The 16,674-nt window shown below is 68.6% G+C and carries 14 protein-coding genes; 7 read left to right on the forward strand and 7 right to left on the reverse strand.

Annotated elements, in window-relative coordinates:
* Nucleotides 1–43 precede the first annotated feature (43 nt).
* From H3309_RS03740 to H3309_RS03750, 3 genes are read right to left on the reverse strand one after another with little or no spacing between them, the layout of a single operon-like run.
* Nucleotides 44–1,129 carry a phosphotransferase family protein gene (locus H3309_RS03740; RefSeq protein WP_182297439.1) on the reverse strand — a complete coding sequence of 362 codons (1,086 nt, stop codon included), beginning with the start codon at nucleotides 1,127–1,129 and terminating at the stop codon, nucleotides 44–46.
* Nucleotides 1,126–2,418: a phosphoribosylamine--glycine ligase gene (purD, locus tag H3309_RS03745; RefSeq protein WP_182297440.1), complete on the reverse strand. Its 1,293-nt coding sequence runs from the start codon at nucleotides 2,416–2,418 to the stop codon at nucleotides 1,126–1,128. The genes H3309_RS03740 and purD overlap by 4 nt, the downstream gene beginning before the upstream one ends.
* Before the next feature lie 41 nt (nucleotides 2,419–2,459).
* Entirely contained in the window at nucleotides 2,460–3,014 is a 555-nt protein-coding gene (locus H3309_RS03750; protein WP_182297441.1) for a hypothetical protein, read from the reverse strand.
* 93 nt (nucleotides 3,015–3,107) lie between these two features.
* Here H3309_RS03750 and xseA point away from each other — a divergent pair, with 93 nt between their 5' ends.
* The 7 genes from xseA (at nucleotide 3,108) to H3309_RS03785 (ending at nucleotide 11,750) form a co-directional block, all read left to right on the forward strand.
* On the forward strand, nucleotides 3,108–4,478 hold the full coding sequence (gene xseA / locus H3309_RS03755; RefSeq protein ID WP_182298470.1) for an exodeoxyribonuclease VII large subunit: 1,371 nt from the start codon (nucleotides 3,108–3,110) through the stop codon (nucleotides 4,476–4,478).
* 13 nt (nucleotides 4,479–4,491) lie between these two features.
* Nucleotides 4,492–4,710 carry a DUF2093 domain-containing protein gene (locus tag H3309_RS03760; protein WP_182298472.1) on the forward strand — a complete coding sequence of 73 codons (219 nt, stop codon included), beginning with the start codon at nucleotides 4,492–4,494 and terminating at the stop codon, nucleotides 4,708–4,710.
* Nucleotides 4,707–5,633 (forward strand): M23 family metallopeptidase, encoded by a 927-nt coding sequence (locus tag H3309_RS03765; RefSeq protein ID WP_243453834.1) that lies wholly within the window; start codon nucleotides 4,707–4,709, stop codon nucleotides 5,631–5,633. Before H3309_RS03760 ends, H3309_RS03765 begins: the two co-directional genes overlap by 4 nt.
* Nucleotides 5,630–6,898, forward strand: a complete 1,269-nt coding sequence (locus H3309_RS17625) for an aspartyl/asparaginyl beta-hydroxylase domain-containing protein (protein ID WP_182297442.1) — start codon at nucleotides 5,630–5,632, stop codon at nucleotides 6,896–6,898. Before H3309_RS03765 ends, H3309_RS17625 begins: the two co-directional genes overlap by 4 nt.
* A gap of 233 nt (nucleotides 6,899–7,131) precedes the next feature.
* On the forward strand, nucleotides 7,132–10,047 hold the full coding sequence (locus tag H3309_RS03775) for a TonB-dependent receptor domain-containing protein (RefSeq protein ID WP_243453835.1): 2,916 nt from the start codon (nucleotides 7,132–7,134) through the stop codon (nucleotides 10,045–10,047).
* Nucleotides 10,048–10,227: 180 nt separating this feature from the next.
* Nucleotides 10,228–11,139 carry a DUF808 domain-containing protein gene (locus tag H3309_RS03780; RefSeq protein WP_182297443.1) on the forward strand — a complete coding sequence of 304 codons (912 nt, stop codon included), beginning with the start codon at nucleotides 10,228–10,230 and terminating at the stop codon, nucleotides 11,137–11,139.
* Nucleotides 11,136–11,750 (forward strand): glutathione S-transferase family protein, encoded by a 615-nt coding sequence (locus tag H3309_RS03785; RefSeq protein ID WP_182297444.1) that lies wholly within the window; start codon nucleotides 11,136–11,138, stop codon nucleotides 11,748–11,750. The genes H3309_RS03780 and H3309_RS03785 overlap by 4 nt, the downstream gene beginning before the upstream one ends.
* A gap of 68 nt (nucleotides 11,751–11,818) precedes the next feature.
* On the opposite strand, the gene H3309_RS03790 is transcribed toward H3309_RS03785, so the two are convergent.
* From H3309_RS03790 to serA, 4 genes are all read right to left on the reverse strand, one after another.
* The gene (locus H3309_RS03790) at nucleotides 11,819–12,442 is read right to left on the reverse strand and encodes an Npun_F0296 family exosortase-dependent surface protein (RefSeq protein WP_182297445.1); all 624 of its coding nucleotides are present in this window, start codon (nucleotides 12,440–12,442) and stop codon (nucleotides 11,819–11,821) included.
* A 225-nt stretch (nucleotides 12,443–12,667) separates the two neighbouring features.
* The gene (locus H3309_RS03795; RefSeq protein WP_182297446.1) at nucleotides 12,668–13,954 is read right to left on the reverse strand and encodes an adenylosuccinate synthase; all 1,287 of its coding nucleotides are present in this window, start codon (nucleotides 13,952–13,954) and stop codon (nucleotides 12,668–12,670) included.
* 16 nt (nucleotides 13,955–13,970) lie between these two features.
* Nucleotides 13,971–15,071 carry an ATP phosphoribosyltransferase regulatory subunit gene (locus H3309_RS03800; RefSeq protein ID WP_243453836.1) on the reverse strand — a complete coding sequence of 367 codons (1,101 nt, stop codon included), beginning with the start codon at nucleotides 15,069–15,071 and terminating at the stop codon, nucleotides 13,971–13,973.
* The gene (serA, locus tag H3309_RS03805; RefSeq protein ID WP_182297448.1) at nucleotides 15,068–16,645 is read right to left on the reverse strand and encodes a phosphoglycerate dehydrogenase; all 1,578 of its coding nucleotides are present in this window, start codon (nucleotides 16,643–16,645) and stop codon (nucleotides 15,068–15,070) included. The genes H3309_RS03800 and serA overlap by 4 nt, the downstream gene beginning before the upstream one ends.
* Between the last annotated feature and the right edge of the window lie 29 nt (nucleotides 16,646–16,674).

Genomic DNA, 16,674 nt, shown 5'->3' on the forward strand with positions numbered 1-16,674 from the left:
CCCTGACGCGACTACGCGGGCGGATGGGGTTCGTTCCGGTGGCCTATCGCGCCCCGGCCTTCTGCGCCTGTTGCCAGGCAAGGTCGGCCAGCGGTTCGACGGTGGCGCTCATCGCCTTGGCATGGGCGTTGGAGGCGGTGCCGCGAACCACCCGCCCGCGGATGCCGTGGACGATGGCGGCCAGACGGAACATGTTGTAGGCGATGTAGAAATCCATGTTGGCGACCACTTGCGCCGGGTCGCGGCCGAGGTTTGCGCAATAGCGGTCGATATAGTCCATCTCGGTCGGGATGTTCATCGCGCCGAGATCGCAGTTGATGAGGCCGACGGTGCCGGTGGGGGGCATGCGGTACATCATCAGGTGGTAGCTGAAATCGGCGAGCGGGTGGCCGAGGGTGGACAGTTCCCAGTCGAGGACGGCGAGCACCTTAGGCTCGGTCGCGTGGAAGATCATGTTGTCGCAGCGATAGTCGCCGTGGACGACGGCGGTTTCCTCGCCGGCGGGGATGTTGGCGGGGAGCCATTCGACGAGGCGGTCCATGGCGGGGACGCGGCCGGCGGCCTCGTCCTCGAGATATTGCTTGCTCCAGCGACCGATCTGGCGGGCGAAATAATTGCCGGGCTTGCCGAAGTCGGCGAGGCCGATCGCGGCGGGATCGAAGCTGTGGAGCTGGGCCATGGTATCGCACATGGCGTGGAAATAATCGCGGCGGGCCGGCGTGGCGACGTCGGGGAAGGTGCCGTCCCAGATGATGCGGCCGTCGACACAGTCCATGATGTAGAACCAGGTGCCGACGATGTTGTCGTCGGTGCAGAGGCCGAAGGTTTCGGGGGCGGGGAAGCCGGCGGCGTGGAGCGCGGTGATGACACGATATTCGCGGTCCACGGCGTGCGCGCTTTTCAGCAAGGTGCCCGGGGGTTTGCGGCGCATCACATAATTGCGGCGCGGGGTGAGGAGTTTGTAGGTGGGGTTGGATTGGCCGCCCTTGAACTGCTGGACGGTGAGGGGGCCGGCGAAATCGCGGACATTTGCCTGCATCCAGGCTTCGAGGGCGGCGGCGTCGAAGCGGTGGGCTTCGCGCACGTCGCTGGTGCCGGAGAATTGTTCCTGACGGCTGGTGTCGCTCATGTCCGCTCCCGCTCGATTGCGCGCCAGCCGATATCGCGGCGGTGGTGTTCACCGCGCCAGCTGATCTTTTCGACGGCAGCATAGGCGGATGCGGCGGCGGCTGTCACGCTGTTCCCCGTGCCGGTGATGGCGAGGACGCGACCGCCGGCGGTGACCAGCGCGCCATCGTCGCGGCGGGCGGTGCCGGCGTGGAAGATGAGGGCGTCGGCGCCGTCGGCGCCGTGGATGACATCGCCTTTGGCGGGCGTGGCGGGATAATGTTCGGCGGCCATGACCACGGTGAGCGCGCTCTGGTCGTGCCAGGCGGGGGTGATGGTGTGGAGGGTGCCGGTGGCGACCGCCAGCAGGGTTTCGACGAAGTCGCCGGCGAAGCGGGGCATCAGCACCTGGGTTTCGGGGTCGCCGAAGCGGCAGTTATATTCGATCAATGTCGGAATGATTTCCGTGTCCGCGAATTCCGGGGGCGGAACGGGCGTGAGCATCAGCCCGGCGAACAGCACGCCCTGATAGGGGGTGCCGCGCGCGGCCATGGTGGCGATGGTGGGATGGATGATCTCGGCCATGACGCGGGCTTCGAGTTCGGGGGTGAGGACGGCCGCGGGCGAATAGGCGCCCATGCCGCCGGTGTTGGGGCCGCTGTCGCCTTCCCCCACGCGCTTGTGGTCCTGGGCGCTGCCGAAAGGGAGCGCCGTGGTGCCGTCGGTGAGGACGAAGAAGCTGGCTTCCTCGCCGATGAGGCATTCCTCGATGACGGCTGCCGCCCCGGATTCGGCGAAGATTGTGTGGAGGGCGGCGCTAGCCTCGGCGTGGCTGGTGGCGACGGTGACGCCTTTGCCGGCGGCGAGGCCATCGGCCTTGACCACGATGGGGATCGGCTGGGTGGCGAGATGCTCGAGCGCGGGGGCGAGCGCGGTGAAGGCGCGGTAGCGGGCGGTGGGGATGTCCGCCTCGTCGCAGAGTGCCTTGGTGAAGCCCTTGCTGGCTTCGAGTTGGGCGGCAGCGCGCGAGGGCCCGAAGACCGGGATGTTGGCGGCGCGCAAGGCGTCGGCGACGCCGGCGACGAGGGGGGCTTCGGGGCCGATGACGACGAGGGCGATGTGGTGTTCGAGGGCGAAGGCAGTGACGGCGGCGGGGTCGCAGGGGTCGAGCGGGACGCAGGTGGCGAGCGGGGCGATGCCGGGGTTGCCGGGGGCACAGAAGAGTTGCCCGCAGCGCGTGGACTGGCGGAGTTTCCAGGCCAGCGCATGTTCGCGGCCGCCGCTGCCGAGGAGGAGAATGGGGAGGGTCATGAGGGGCGATTAGCGGGATTTCAGGAGAGGGGAAGTGTCGTTCAGCTGACGCGCCAGAAGCTGCCGGTCTCACTGACCCCCTGCGGGCTTTCGCAGGCCATGTCGATGCGCTGGTTGTCGCCGGTGACGGTGCCGTTGCAGCGCACGGAAAAGCCGGGTGCGCCGGTGAGGGTGAAGCTGACGTTGCGGCCGGTGACGGCGCCGCCGCTGCCTGGCAACAGGGTGCCGTCGAGCGGGTTGTGGAAGGTGAAGAGGTTGCCCTGCTGCTGGAGGCGCAGGGTGACGCTTTCGCGGTCGGTCCAGACGCCGCTGATGTCAACGGTGGCGAGCGTGGCCATGGCGCTGGTCCGGACATCGGTGTTGGGGGCGGTATTGGGGGCGGCGGCTGCGGTGGTCGGCTCGGCGCCGCTCGGCGCCGTTGGGGCTGGTGATGCCGGCGCCGGGTTGGGGGTGAAGCCGCTGTTGCCGCCGGTGGTTCCGATGGCGGGGGCGGGGCCCCTGTCGCGCTTGCCGCTGGTGCCGATCCAGGCGGCGGTGACGGTGGCGGTGGCGCCGATCAGCGCGACGAGCAGGACGACCATGTTGTTTGACGCCACGATGCTGCCTCCCCGCGGTGAATGTTAACCCGCGCTGGCGGGCGCTTCAAGGCGTGGCTTTCGCGTCGCTACTGCGCCCGCTATGATGGCGTGATGTCCGGCGCGCCCGCCCCCAACACACCCGAATATTCGGTGGCCGAGCTGGCCGGGGCGATCAAGCGCACGGTGGAGAGCGCGTTCGGGCTGGTGCGGGTGCGCGGCGAGATATCCGGGCTGAAGCGCGCCGGGTCGGGGCATCTTTATTGCAGCCTGAAGGATGCCGACGCGGTCATCGACGCGGTGATGTGGAAGGGCGCCGCCAATGCGCTGAAGTTCCGGCCGGAGGATGGGCTGGAGGTGGTCGCCACGGGCCGGCTGACCACCTATCCGGGGCGCTCCAAATATCAGATCGTGATCGAGCGGCTGGAGGTGGCGGGCGTGGGCGCGCTGCTGGCGCAGCTGGAGGCGCGTCGGCTGGCGCTGGCGGCCGACGGGCTGTTCGATGCGGCAAGGAAGCGCCCGCTGCCCTATCTGCCGGCGCATATCGGCATCGTCACCTCGCCGACGGGGGCGGTGATCCGCGACATCCTGCACCGGCTGGCGGATCGCTTTCCCCGCCGCGTGACGCTGTGGCCGGTGCTGGTGCAGGGCGAGGACGCGGCGCGGCAGGTGGCCTCCGCGATCGCGGGGTTCAATGCCATGGACGATGCGCCCGACCTGCTGATCGTGGCGCGCGGCGGCGGCAGCATCGAGGATCTGTGGGCGTTCAACGAGGAGGTGGTGGTGCGTGCGGCGGCGGCGAGCGCCATCCCGCTGATCAGTGCGGTGGGGCATGAGACCGATACCACGCTCATCGACTTCGCCAGCGACCGGCGGGCGCCGACGCCGACCGCGGCGGCGGAGATGGCGGTGCCGGTGCGGGCGGAGCTGCTGGACACGCTGACGACGCTGGCATTGCGCGCGGCGCGGGCGGAGCGGCGGGGTCGGGGGCGGGCGAAGGAGCGGCTGGCGGCGGCGCGGTTGCCGCGGCCGATGGCGCTGACCGGACTGAAACGACAGCGGCTGGACGAGCTGGCGGAGCGGCTGCCGCGCGCCTTGTCGGCTCGGGCGGTGGCGGCGCGGGGGCGGCTGGCGCGACTGGCGCTGCGGCCGGCGCTGCTGCTGGTGGGCACTGCGCACAGCCACGAGCGGGTGGCGCGGCTGGGCGAGCGGGCCGGGCGCGCGGTGGTGGCGCGGCGGGAACGGGCGGCGACGCGGCTGGGCTCGGCGGCGCGGCTGCTGCTGACGCTGGGGCCGGAGGCGACGCTGGCGCGGGGCTATGCCATCGTGACGGCGCCCGATGGCCGCCTGGTGCGCTCGGTGCGGGCGGTGCCGGCGCGGTTCGCGCTGCGCTTTGCCGATGGCACGGTGGCGGCGGCGCTTGACGGGGCGGGCGCGGCGCCTAAACGCGGGGTGAAGCCGGGCCCGCAGGGGTCGCTGTTCTGAGGCGGAGGGTATGATGCTGAACTTCTCGACCGGCCGCGCGGCGCGGCTTCGCTATCTGTCCGGCAGTTTCCAGGTGCTGTCGCAGGGCGACCATGTGCTGTGCGCGGTGACGCAGCGGCGGATTCCGCTGAACGACCTCAGATACTGGAGCCATGAGTTGCAGGAGGCCTATGCCAGCGGCGAGATCGCGGTGGCGCGCTATGGCGAGATGAAGAAACAGGGCCGGATTTGAGGCTGGCGCTTCTCGCGCTGCTGATGGCGGGGTGCGCGGGATCGGCGCCGCCGGCCGCCGTTCCGGCCACGCGGGCGGCGCCCGCGCCGGTGGCGCCGGCGCGGGTGATCGATACCAGTTTCGCGCTGAACGGCGTGGTGACGCAGGGCGGGCTGCTGACGGGCGTGGCGCCGGAGGGGACGGTGGCGCTGCGGCTGGATGGCATGGACATCAGGCTGGATGCGGCGCGGCGCTTTGCCTTTGGCTTTGGCCGCGATGCCGGCGGGCTGGCGACGCTGGACGCGGTGCAGCGCGACGGCACGGTGCTGCGGCAGGTGTTGCGGGTGGCGCCGCGCAGCTGGAAGATCGACCGGCTGCCGGCGCTGGGCAGCGTGACCGGGGAGACCAACCCCGAATATGAAGCGCTGCGGGCCAGCGAGACGGCGCAGCTGCGCGCCGGCAAGGCGGTGGTGAGCGCGGAAACGGGCTGGACGCAGCGCTTCATCTGGTCGGCGGCGGGGCGGATCAGCGGGGTCTATGGCAGCCAGCGCATCCTGGGCACGGTGGAGCGGCAGCCGCATTATGGCGTGGACATCGCCGCGCCCACGGGGACTCCGATCGTGGCGCCGGCGGACGGCGTGGTGGTGCTGGCGCGCGGGCCGTTCAGCCTGGAGGGCAATGCCATCATGCTGGACCATGGCCGCGGGCTGGTGAGCCTGTTCCTGCACCTGTCCAAATTCGAGGTGAGCGAGGGCCAGCGGGTGCGGCAGGGCGAGCGGCTGGGGCGGATCGGCACCACCGGGCGCTCGACAGGCCCGCACCTGCACTGGGGCATGACGCTGGTGCAGCCCGGGGTGGTGGCGACGCCGATCAGCGCGGCCGACGAGGTGCGGATCGATCCGGCGCTGCTGGTGCCGGCGCCGGTGAACGGCCGCACGCCATGAGCGACCAGGGGGCACGGATCGCGCGGTTTCTGGCGGATGCCGAGCGGCTGGCGGCGGCGGGGCAGCATGCCGATGCCCATGCGGTGCTGGAGCGGGTGCTGGCCCTGGACCCGGACAATCCGCGCGCGCTGAACACGCTGGCGCTGCGGGCGCTGAACGTCGGGCGCGATCCGGCGCGGGCGCGGGCGATGCTGGAGCGGGCGGTGGCGCGCGATCCCGGCGCCGCGGCGCTACGGCTGAATCTGGCGGATGCCTGCCGGGCCGGCGGGGATCGCGCGGCGGAACTGGCGGCGCTGGAGGGGGCGCTGGCGCTCGACCCCTATCTGGTGCCGGCGCTCATCCGCAAGGCGCAGGCGCTGGAGGCGACGGGGGGCCCGGCAGTGCCGGTGTGGAAGGCGGTGCTGGCGACGACTCCGCCCGGGCCGGAGCGCCCGCCGGCGCTGGCGGCGGTGCTGGCGCATGCGGCGCGGCAGGTGGCGGCGGATGGCGAGGCGACCTGGGCGAGAATCGCGCCGGCGCTGGCCGCGGCGCGGACGGCGGAGACGGCCCGGGTGGACCATGCGGTCGAGCATCTGCTGGGGCGCAAACGGATTTACCTGAACGCGCCGACCGGCCTGCATGTGCCGAAGCTGCCGGCGGACGAATTCTTTGCCGAATCGCATTTCCCCTGGCTGGCGGGGCTGGAGGCGGCGGCGGCGGGCATCAGGGCGGAGGGGGCGGCGCTGCTGGCGGAAGGCGGCGGGTTCGCGCCTTATGTCGCCTATGCGCCGGGCACGCCGGTCAACCAGTGGGCGGAGCTGAACCACAGCCCGCGGTGGGGCGCGCAGTTCCTGTGGCGCGACGGCGTGGCCAACGCGGCGCTGCAGGCGCGATGCCCGGCAACGGTGGCGGCGCTGGCGGCAATCCCGCGGCTGGACATTCCGGGGCGGGGGCCGACGGCCTTCTTCAGCCTGCTGGCGCCGAAGACGCGGATCCCGCCGCATACCGGGGTCACCAACGCGCGCGCCATCGTGCACCTGGCGCTGGTCGTGCCGGAGGGCTGCCGGTACCGCGTGGGCTCGGAGGAGCGACGCTGGGTGGAGGGGCGGGCGTTCGTGTTCGACGACAGCATCGAGCATGAGGCGGTGAACGACAGCGACGAGACCAGGCTGGTGCTGATCTTCGACGTGTGGAACCCGTGGCTGGGCGCGGCGGAGCGGGACATGCTGCGGGCGCTGTTTCCGGCGCTGGACGCGCATCGGGGCGGGGGGACGTTCGGCGGTTAGGTCGGCTGTTGCTATGTTGCAACAGTGGCGCCAACAAACCTGCTGTCATGGTGCCTGCGCTTTACAGTGCAGCGAAGTTTTGGTGAATGGCACATTAAGCCGAAAAGGCCGGGTTGGCGGTGCTGCCGCTGACCCAAAGCGGATGAACCGCGTTGGACGGGGGGTTGCGGAAGCTGGGTTTCAGCGGATGCGGGTTCCCTTCCAGGTTCAAACAACGTGAAAGGACTGGACACGTGTTGATTGAAAACCAAGCTCTGACCCGGGCGGCGCTGCGCGCTGGCGCGGCGTCGTTCGCGCTGTCGCTGGCGCTGCTTTCGGGTGTCGCGCAGGCGCAGACACCGGCGCCGACGCCTGCCGCCGCGGCAGCTGAGGCCGCGGATGCCGACACGATCGTGGTGACCGGTTCGCGGATCGCGCGCCCCGACCTCGAATCGGTGAGCCCGGTGGCGGTGGTTTCCAGCCAGGAAATCGCGCTGAAGGGGACGGTCAACGTCGAGGAAGTGCTGAACGAACTGCCGCAGTTCATTCCCAGCCAGACGGCCTTTTCGAACAACCCGGGCGACGGCGCGGCGACCATCGACCTTCGCGGTCTGGGCGCGGGGCGGACGCTGGTCCTGGTCAACGGCCGCCGCTGGGTGAGCTATGACGTCACGCAGCTGATCGATTTGAACACGATTCCGGCGGCGCTGATCGAGAGCACGCAGGTGCTGACGGGCGGCAGCTCGGCCGTTTACGGCTCGGACGCCATCTCGGGCGTCGTCAACTTCATCATGAAGAAGGACTTCCAGGGCGTTCAGCTGGATGCGCAATATCGCATCACCGGCAGGGGCGACGGCGGCACCTTCAACGCCAACGCGACAATCGGCGGCAATTTCGCCGACGGCAAGGGTAATGCGACGCTGTTCATCGGCTACATCAAGCGCGACCCGATCTTCCAGGGCGAACGCGAGTTCAGCCGGCGCACCGTGTCCGAAGCCGGCGACGGCACCACCTTCTTCGGGGGGTCGGGTTCGGTGCCAGGAACGCGCTTCACCGTGCCGAGCAATCCTGTCTATTCGTCGGCCGGCATTCCCGCGCCGCTGGTGCCGGGCAACAACCTGTTCCTGCAGAATGGTTCGACCCGTCCTTACAGCGGCACGACAGACGCCTTCAACTTCGCGCCGGACAATTACCTGCAACTGCCGCAGGAGCGTTGGCTGATTGGCGGCTTCGCCAATTATGAAGTCAACGAGCATCTCGATTTCTACACCGAGCTCGCCTACATCAACAATCGGGTGCCGACGCAGCTGGCGGCGACCCCGATCAGCGGGAACTTCACGATCCCGACGACCAGCAGCTTCTATGCGCCGGCGGTGCAGTCGGCGTTTCAGGCGATCGATGCCGGGCAGGTGCGTTCGATCACCAACAACACGTTCCTGGATGCGCCGAACGACGGCCGGATCACCATCGGCATCGGCCGCCGGATGCAGGAAGTCGGGCCGCGGATCAGCTCGAACGAGCGGCAGGCCTTCCGTATCCTGATGGGCGTTCGCGGTGCCATCGCGGGGGACTGGGGTTATGACGCCTATTACAGCTACTCGCGGACGACGGCGCTGGAATCGCAGTTCGGCAACGTGTCGCGCAGCCGTTTCAGCCAGGCGCTGCTGGGTTGCCCCACGGGTTCGGCGGCGGGTTGCGCCCCGCTGAACATCTTCGGGCCCGGCAACATCAGCCCGGCGGCGGCCAACTTCGTGAAGGTCGACACCAAAAACCAGACGACGATCGCGGAGCAGGTGGCGAACTTCGCCATCACCAATGGCAATCTGTTCGACCTGGGTCTGGGCGCTTCGCCGGTCGCCGTGTCGATCGGGGGTGAATATCGCTCCGTGCGTGGCCAGTTCGCGCCGGACTTCATCCTGTCTTCGGGTGATGTCGTGGGCTTCAACGGCGGCCAGCCGACCGGCGGTGGCTACAACATCCGCGAAGTGTTCGGCGAACTGAAAATCCCGATCCTGGCGGATCGGCCCTTCTTCCACTCGCTGGAGCTGTCGGGCGCGGCGCGCTATTCGGATTATTCGAACAGCACCGGTGGCGTGTTCACCTATGCCTATGGCGGCAGCTGGGCGCCGGTGAAGGACATCCGGTTCCGTGGCCAGTATCAGCGCGCCATCCGTGGCCCGACGATCTTCGCCTTGTTCCAGGGGTCGGCGGAAAGCTTCCCGGCGTTTACTGATTATTGCCGCCTCGCGGTGGCGGTGAGCAACAGCACGCTGAACGCGAGCTGCCGCGCCAACGGTGTTCCGGCGGCGCTGATCGGGACTTCGTTTGGGTCGGGCAATTCCCAAATCCGTGCGACGGTTGGGGGCAACCCGAACCTGAAGGAAGAAACCAGCGACACCTTCAGCGTGGGGACGGTCATCCAGCCGAGCTTCGTTCCGGGCCTGTCGATCACGGTCGATTACTATAACGTGAAGATCAAGGATGCCTTCTTCGCGCCGGGCGCCACGAACATTCGTGATGCCTGCTTCGGGACGGCGGCCAATGGGTATCAGCCGTTTGACACGAGCTTCTGCGCCCTGATCCCGCGTGATCCGGTCAACTTCGAGGTGGACCGTCTGGTCAACCTGACGGCGAACTCGGGCTTCCTGCAATCGCGCGGGATCGACTTCGAGGTGCGCTATGGCATGCCGCTCGACTTCGGGGTGATGGGGGCCGAGGAAAGCCGCCTGAACTTCCGCCTGTCGGGCACCCGGCTGCTGAAATATCTGTTCAACCCGCTGGCCGGCATTCCGGACCTCCTGGTCGATTGCACGGGTCGCTTCGGCGGCACCTGCGGTGATCCCTATGCGAAGTGGCGCGGCAGCTTCAGCACCACCTTCATCTCGGGTCCGTTCACCGGCCAGGTCCGCCTGAACTATGTCGGTCCGTCGGAAGATGATGAAACGCAGGGCCCGGTGTCGGTGACCAAGCTGAAGGGCCGGGTCTATACCGACCTGTCCTTCTCTTGGGACATCAACGACCGTTTTGCGGCGACCTTTGGCGCCAGCAACCTGTTCGACCTGACGCCGCCGATCATCGGCGACCTGAACAACCAGCAGATGAACACCTATCCGAGCACCTATGATCCGCTCGGTCGCCGCTTCTTCGTGGGGCTGCGTTCCAAGTTCTAATATCAGGCCCGCAAGGGCTGACCTGATGGCGGGGCCGTTCCAAGGAACGGCCCCGTTTTTTTGTGTGCGGTTTTTTTGGTGTGCGCATCGCTTGGTGCAAAAAACCGGGTCCCACTTTTTTGCGCGATGCTCCCGGCCCTGGCCCTTGCGCGAATCCCGATGCTTCGCCACCGGTGGGCCATGGCCTCCGGACTGTTGCTGCTGTTGGATGACGTGGCCGCCATCGCCAAGGTGGCGGCGGCGAGCATCGATGATACCGCGGCGGCGGCGGCGCGGGCGAGCGCCAAGGCGGCGGGCGTGGTGATCGACGATGCCGCGGTGACGCCCGGCTATGTGGTGGGCTTTGCCGCCGACCGCGAGGTGCCGATTGTCGCCAAGATCGCGCGCGGATCGCTGTTCAACAAGCTGGTGATCCTCCTGCCGGTCTGCATCGCGCTGTCGGCGCTGGCGCCCTGGGCGATCACGCCGCTGCTGTTCGCGGGCGGTGCGTTCCTGGCGTTCGAGGGGGCGGAGAAACTGTGGGAGATGCTGCATCCGCATGCCGAGGCGGCGGCGGAAGTGGTGACCGATCCGGTGGCGCATGAGGCCGCCATGGTGAAGGGGGCGATCCGCACCGACTTCATCCTGTCGGCGGAGATCATGGCGATTTCGCTGGCGACGGTGACCGACAAGCCGCTGTGGGAGCAGGCGATCGTGTTGGCGGTGGTGGCGATCGGCATCACGGTGGCGGTCTATGGCACGGTGGCGGCGATCGTGAAGGCGGACGACGCCGGCGTGGCGCTGGCGAAGCGGCGGAGCGGGATTTCGCGGGCCATCGGGCGCGGGCTGGTGGCCGGCATGCCGAAGGTGCTGAAGCTGCTGTCGCTGGTGGGCATGGCGGCGATGCTGTGGGTGGGCGGCGGCATCATCCTGCACAGCCTGGAGGAATGGGGGCTGGGCGGGCCGGCGCATGTGCTGCATGATTTCGCCGCGGGCCTTCCCGGGGGCGCGGTGGTGGAATGGCTGGCGAACGCCGCGGGCGGCGCGCTGGCGGGGTTGGTCGTGGGCGGCGTCATCGTGGCGGGCCTGCATCTGGTGAAGGGCAAGGCATGATCATCGTGCATCATCTGAACAACAGCCGCTCCCAGCGGATCCTCTGGCTGTGCGAGGAGCTGGGGCTGGACTATGACATCCGGCATTATACGCGCGACGCGACGACCAATCTGGCGCCGCCGGAGCTGAAGGCGGTGCATCCGCTGGGGAAATCGCCGGTGATCGAGGATGACGGCGTGCGGGTGGCGGAATCGGGGGCGATCGTCGATTATCTGATCCGGCGCCATGGTGCCGGCAAGCTGGCCGCGCCGGCGTCGAAGCATGAAGCCTATCTGGAATGGCTGCATTTCGCCGAAGGCTCGGCGATGCTGCCGTTCATGCTGGCGCTCTACACCGGCCGGCTGGGGGAGGCGGCGGCGCCGTTGCAGCCGCGCATCCAGGAACAGATCGCCAGTCACCTGGCCTTTTTCGATGCCGAGCTGGGCGACCGGGAATGGCTGCTGGGAACGCTGACGGGGGCCGACATCATGATGAGCTTCATCGCCGAGTTCGCGGCGAAGCAGGGGATCGGCGGGCCAAGGCTGGCGGCCTATGCCCGGCGCTGCCAGGCGCGCCCGGCGTGGCAGGCGGCGGCGGCGAAGGGCGCACCCTATCTATGGCGACTGGATTGATGGCGGCTGGGGCGTGAAAAAAAGGCGCCCCGTATCGAACGGAGCGCCTTTGTTTCTACCGGCCGGGGTCAGGCGGCGACGGTATTGATGCCACGGCGGCGGCGCACGGCGCTGCCGACCAGGCCGAAGCCCAGGATGAACATCGCCCAGGTGGCGGGTTCGGGCACGACTGCGGTCGCCAGATTGTCGACTTCGAAGGAATTGGCTTCCGAGCTCAGCGTGATGCTGGTGACACGGTCGCCGCCGAAATCGAAGAAGTAACGGCGGTTGGTCGCGGCAGCGCCCTGGTCCCCGTTCGGCGTGGCCGTCAGGTCCGCACCGGTCAGCGTTTGCGTGTAACCGCCCGTCCCGTTGAAGGTGATGCTGTTGTACGCATCGATCGAGCCGATGTAGAGGCTGAACGACTTGATCGCGGTGGGCAGGGTGATGGTCGCCGAACCGCCACCGAGGACGGCAAGATATTGCGTGTCATCCTGTGCCGGCGCGGCAGCGATGCCACCGGTGGTGCCGGTGTAGTAACCGAAGTTGGCCCCGGTGATGGTATAGCCGGCCGGCGGTGTGGCGGATTCGAAATCCAGAACCACCGTTTCGCCGGCTCCCGGCGCGACGTCGAACGCGATCGACGTGAAGGAAACCACTGCCTGTGCCGATCCGGCGGCGAGCAGGGCAGCGACAGCTGCAACAAATTTCATTGATCATACTCCTGATCGTCCGAACCCTTCCGGACGATGCCCCACATCATGCAACACTCGTGCCAACTGGAGAATGTCGTAAAATCAATCGTTTGCCCCGACTCGAGATGAACGGCGTGTAAAAAGGCTTTACATAATTAACAAACGTTAATCCATTTATTTTATTGGGTTTTATCTGCTTTTTCCCCTTTTGAAGGGGAACTTGTTGGGAGATGCGGAATCCCGTCAATCGCGGAAGGGATCGCGCACCAGGATCGTGTCGTCGCGCTCGGGGCTGGTGCTGACCAGGGCGACGGGACAGTCGATCAGCTCCTCGATGCGGCGGATATATTTGATCGCCTGGGCGGGCAGCTGTGCCCAGCTGCGGGCGCCGGCGGTGGAGTCGGACCAGCCGTCGAACTCTTCGTAGATCGGCGTGACGGCGGCCTGTTCGGCGGGGTGCGCGGGCAGGTAATCGAGCGTGCGCTCGCCGAGGCGGTAACCGGTGCAGATACGCAAGGTGTCGAAACCGTCGAGCACGTCGAGCTTGGTGAGCGCGATGCCGGTGATGCCGCCCACCGCGGCGGACTGGCGGACGAGCACGGCGTCGAACCAGCCGCAGCGGCGCTTTCGGCCGGTGACGGTGCCGAATTCATGGCCGCGCTCGCCCAGGCGTTGCCCGATGGCGTCATCGAGCTCGGTGGGGAAGGGGCCGGCGCCGACGCGGGTGGTGTAGGCCTTGACGATGCCGAGCACGAAATCGATCGCGCCCGGCCCCAGCCCGCTGCCGCTGGCGGCGGTGCCGGAGACCGTGTTGGAGGAAGTGACGAAGGGGTAGGTGCCATGGTCGACGTCGAGCAGCATGCCCTGCGCGCCTTCAAACAGGATGCGGCGGCCCTGGCGGCGGACAGCGGCGAGCTCGTGCCAGACCGGCTTTGCGAAAGGCAGGATGGTAGGGGCGATCTCGGTCAGGTCGGCCATCAGCCGGGCGCGGTCGATGGGGGCCTCGCCGAAGCCGGCGCGGATGGCGTCGTGGTGGGCGCAGAGGCGGTCGATCTGCGGCGCCAGGCTGTCGAGATGGGCGAGGTCGCAGACGCGGATGGCGCGGCGGCCGACCTTGTCCTCGTAGGCGGGGCCGATGCCGCGCCGCGTGGTGCCGATCTTGAAGGCGCTGGCGTCCTCGCGCAGGCCGTCGAGGTCGCGGTGGAAGGGCAGGATCAGCGGGCAGGTCTCGGCGATGTGCAAATTGTCGGGCGTGATGGTGACGCCCTGGCTGGTGAGTTTCTCGACCTCGGACCGGAAATGCCAGGGGTCCAGGACGACGCCGTTGCCGATCATGCTGAGCGTGCCGCGCACAATGCCGCTGGGCAGCAGCGACAATTTGTAGGTCTGGTTGCCGACGACGAGGGTGTGGCCGGCGTTGTGGCCGCCCTGGAAGCGGACGACGACATCGGCGCGGGCGGAGAGCCAGTCGACAATTTTGCCCTTGCCCTCGTCGCCCCACTGGGCGCCGGTTACCACGACGTTCGCCATTTTTATGTCCTGTTGTTTACAGCGCGGCTGCTTCTACACCGTTCCAGACGTGTGAACAGCCCTGCGGGGTGTCGGTGGGGGAGAGGGCGGCGACGGTGGCCCAGCCCTGGGCGCGCAGGGTGTCGGCGGTGGTGGACGGCGTGCCGTGCGGCAGGAACAGGCGGCGGGGCCGGGTGATGCCGAGGCCGGCGTCGACCAGGGCATCGACGTAGAGCGAGAAGCCGACGGCAGCCTCACTGGTGCCATTGCTGTGGCGGACGGCATAGCTGCCGCCACGGCCGATCTCGCCGCGCACGGCGCCCTCCGGCCCGCGACCGAACAGGCTGAAGCCGAGCCAGCTGTGATATTCGAAGCCGTGGCGCTCGGTTGGGTCGATGGTGACATGGGTGCCGGGCAGCGCGGCGGCGAGGCTTTCGAGCGCGTCGAGTTGGGGCGCGACCGGCAGGTCGAGTGCGCGCAGGCGGGCGAGCGCCTGCGCTGCCGGACCGGCGGCGGCCAGCAGGGGCGCATAGGCGGTGGCGCCCAGCGCGGGAAGCGCGCCGGCATCCTTTGCGTCGAGCGCGGCGTGGAGGTCGGCGAGCGGGCAGGGGACGGGCCAGCGGTCGGCGGCGAGGGTTGCGACCAGTTCGGGCAGCGTCAGGTCGACGCTGATGTCGGTGACTCCGGCGGCCGCCAGCGCGGCAACCGCCATCGTCAGGATCTCGGTGGCGGCGGCCAGGCTGTCGCTGCCGATGAGTTCGGCGCCGGCCTGGAGGAACTCGCGCGCCGGGTTGAGCTGCCCGCCCTTGGCGCGCAGCACCGGCCCGCCATAGGCGAGGCGCAGCGGGCGGGGGGCGTCGGCCAGCCGGGTGGCGGCGATGCGGGCGATCTGCCCGGTGATGTCGGGTCGCAGCGCCAAGCCGAGGCCGCTGGCGGGGTCGGTGGCGCGCAGCAGCGCGGTGGAGGCGGGTTTCATCAGCCAGCCCGAGAGGCCGGTTTCGAACTCGACGAGCGGCGGCTGCACGCGGGCATAGCCGCGCGCGGCAACGGTATCGAGCAGCGTGCGAAGCAGCGCGGCGGCCGCTTCCGCCTGCGGCGGCAGGCGGTCGCGGAACCCCTCGGGCAGCAGGCCGGTCAAAGTTTGAGGGCCTTCACCGTCTTCACGCCAGGCAGGCGGCACACGTTCCACAGCAGTTGTTCCGGGATGGGCTGGTCAACGCTGAGCAGCAGGATCGCCTCCGCGCCGGCGCCGCGGCGGCCAAGGTGGAAGGTGCCGATGTTGACGCCCGCTTCGCCCAGCGTGGTGCCCAGCCGGCCGATGAAGCCCGGCTTGTCCTCGTTGATGATGAACAGCATCCGTTCGCTGAAATCGGCCTCCACCTTGATGCCGAAGATTTCCACCAGGCGGGGGAATTGCGATCCCAGCAGCGTGCCGGCGACCGAGCGTTCGCCCTCGGGCGTGCGGACGGTGACGCGCACCAGCGTCTGGTAATCGGTGTCGCGCTCGTGGCGGACCTCGGCGACTTCGATATTGCGTTCGCGGGCCAGGAAGGGCGCGTTCACCATGTTCACCGTGTCCGAAAAGCTGCGCATGACGCCGGCGAGCACGGCGCCGGTGATCGGCTTGATGTTCAGCTGCGCGGCGGCGCCCTCCACCTCCACCTTCACGCCGCGGATTTCGGCGGTTTCCAGCTGGCCCACGATCAGCCCCAGCTTTTCGGCGAGCGCCATGTAGGGGCGGAGTTTGGGCGCGTCCTCCGCCGACAGGCTGGGCATGTTGAGCGCGTTGGTGACGCCGCCCGTGAGCAGGAAATCCGCCATCTGCTCGGCGACCTGGATGGCGACGTTGACCTGCGCCTCATCCGTGCTGGCGCCCAGGTGTGGCGTGCTGATGAAGCCGGGCGTGCCGAACAGGGGGGAGGCGGTGGCGGGTTCCTCCACGAACACATCGAGCGCGGCGCCGCCGATATGGCCGCTGTCCAGCCCGGCCTTCAGCGCGGCCTCATCAATGAGCCCGCCGCGGGCGCAGTTGATGATGCGCACGCCTTTCTTGGTTTTCGCCAGCGCCTCGGCGGACAGGATGTTGCGGGTGCTGTCGGTCAGCGGCGTGTGCAGCGTGATGAAGTCGGCCTTGGCGAGGAGGTCGTCCAGCGTCACCTTCTCCACGCCCATGTCCTTCGCCCGTTCGGGCGTCAGGAAGGGGTCATAGGCGATGACCTTCATCTTCAGGCCGAGCGCGCGGTCGGCGACGATGCTGCCGATGTTGCCGGCGCCGATCAGGCCGAGCGTCTTGGCGGTGAGCTCGACGCCCATGAAGCGGTTCTTTTCCCACTTGCCGGCCTGGGTGCTGGCGTCGGCCTCCGGCAGTTGCCGGGCGAGGGCGAACATCAGGGCGATGGCATGTTCGGCGGTGGTGATGCTGTTGCCGAAGGGCGTGTTCATCACCACGACGCCGGCGGCGGACGCGGCGGGGACATCGACATTGTCCACCCCGATGCCGGCGCGGCCGATGACCTTCAGGTTCTTTGCGGCGGCGATCAGCGCGGCGGTCGCCTTGGTGGAGGAGCGGATGGCGAGGCCATCATAATCGCCGATGATGGCGGCGAGCTCGTCCTTCGACAGGCCGGTCTTTTCGTGCACCTCGATGCCGCGGGCACGGAAGATTTCGGGGGCTTTCGGGGACATTTTGTCGGAAATCAGGACTTTGGGCATGGGGAATCCTTGGGACAGGGGCGCGCGGG

The organism is Sandaracinobacteroides saxicola (assembly GCF_014117445.1).
GTDB classification, from domain to species: domain Bacteria; phylum Pseudomonadota; class Alphaproteobacteria; order Sphingomonadales; family Sphingomonadaceae; genus Sandaracinobacteroides_A; species Sandaracinobacteroides_A saxicola.

What these genes read in the sequence shown, in the direction of transcription:
- H3309_RS03740 (WP_182297439.1), bottom strand. Translation starts at nt 1,129, where the DNA reads ATGAGCGACACCAGCCGTCAGGAACAATTCTCCGGCACCAGCGACGTG.
- purD (WP_182297440.1), bottom strand. Translation starts at nt 2,418, where the DNA reads ATGACCCTCCCCATTCTCCTCCTCGGCAGCGGCGGCCGCGAACATGCG.
- xseA (WP_182298470.1), top strand. Translation starts at nt 3,108, where the DNA reads ATGTCCGGCGCGCCCGCCCCCAACACACCCGAATATTCGGTGGCCGAG.
- H3309_RS03760 (WP_182298472.1), top strand. Translation starts at nt 4,492, where the DNA reads ATGCTGAACTTCTCGACCGGCCGCGCGGCGCGGCTTCGCTATCTGTCC.
- H3309_RS17625 (WP_182297442.1), top strand. Translation starts at nt 5,630, where the DNA reads ATGAGCGACCAGGGGGCACGGATCGCGCGGTTTCTGGCGGATGCCGAG.
- H3309_RS03780 (WP_182297443.1), top strand. Translation starts at nt 10,228, where the DNA reads ATGGCCTCCGGACTGTTGCTGCTGTTGGATGACGTGGCCGCCATCGCC.
- H3309_RS03785 (WP_182297444.1), top strand. Translation starts at nt 11,136, where the DNA reads ATGATCATCGTGCATCATCTGAACAACAGCCGCTCCCAGCGGATCCTC.
- H3309_RS03790 (WP_182297445.1), bottom strand. Translation starts at nt 12,442, where the DNA reads ATGAAATTTGTTGCAGCTGTCGCTGCCCTGCTCGCCGCCGGATCGGCA.
- H3309_RS03795 (WP_182297446.1), bottom strand. Translation starts at nt 13,954, where the DNA reads ATGGCGAACGTCGTGGTAACCGGCGCCCAGTGGGGCGACGAGGGCAAG.
- serA (WP_182297448.1), bottom strand. Translation starts at nt 16,645, where the DNA reads ATGCCCAAAGTCCTGATTTCCGACAAAATGTCCCCGAAAGCCCCCGAA.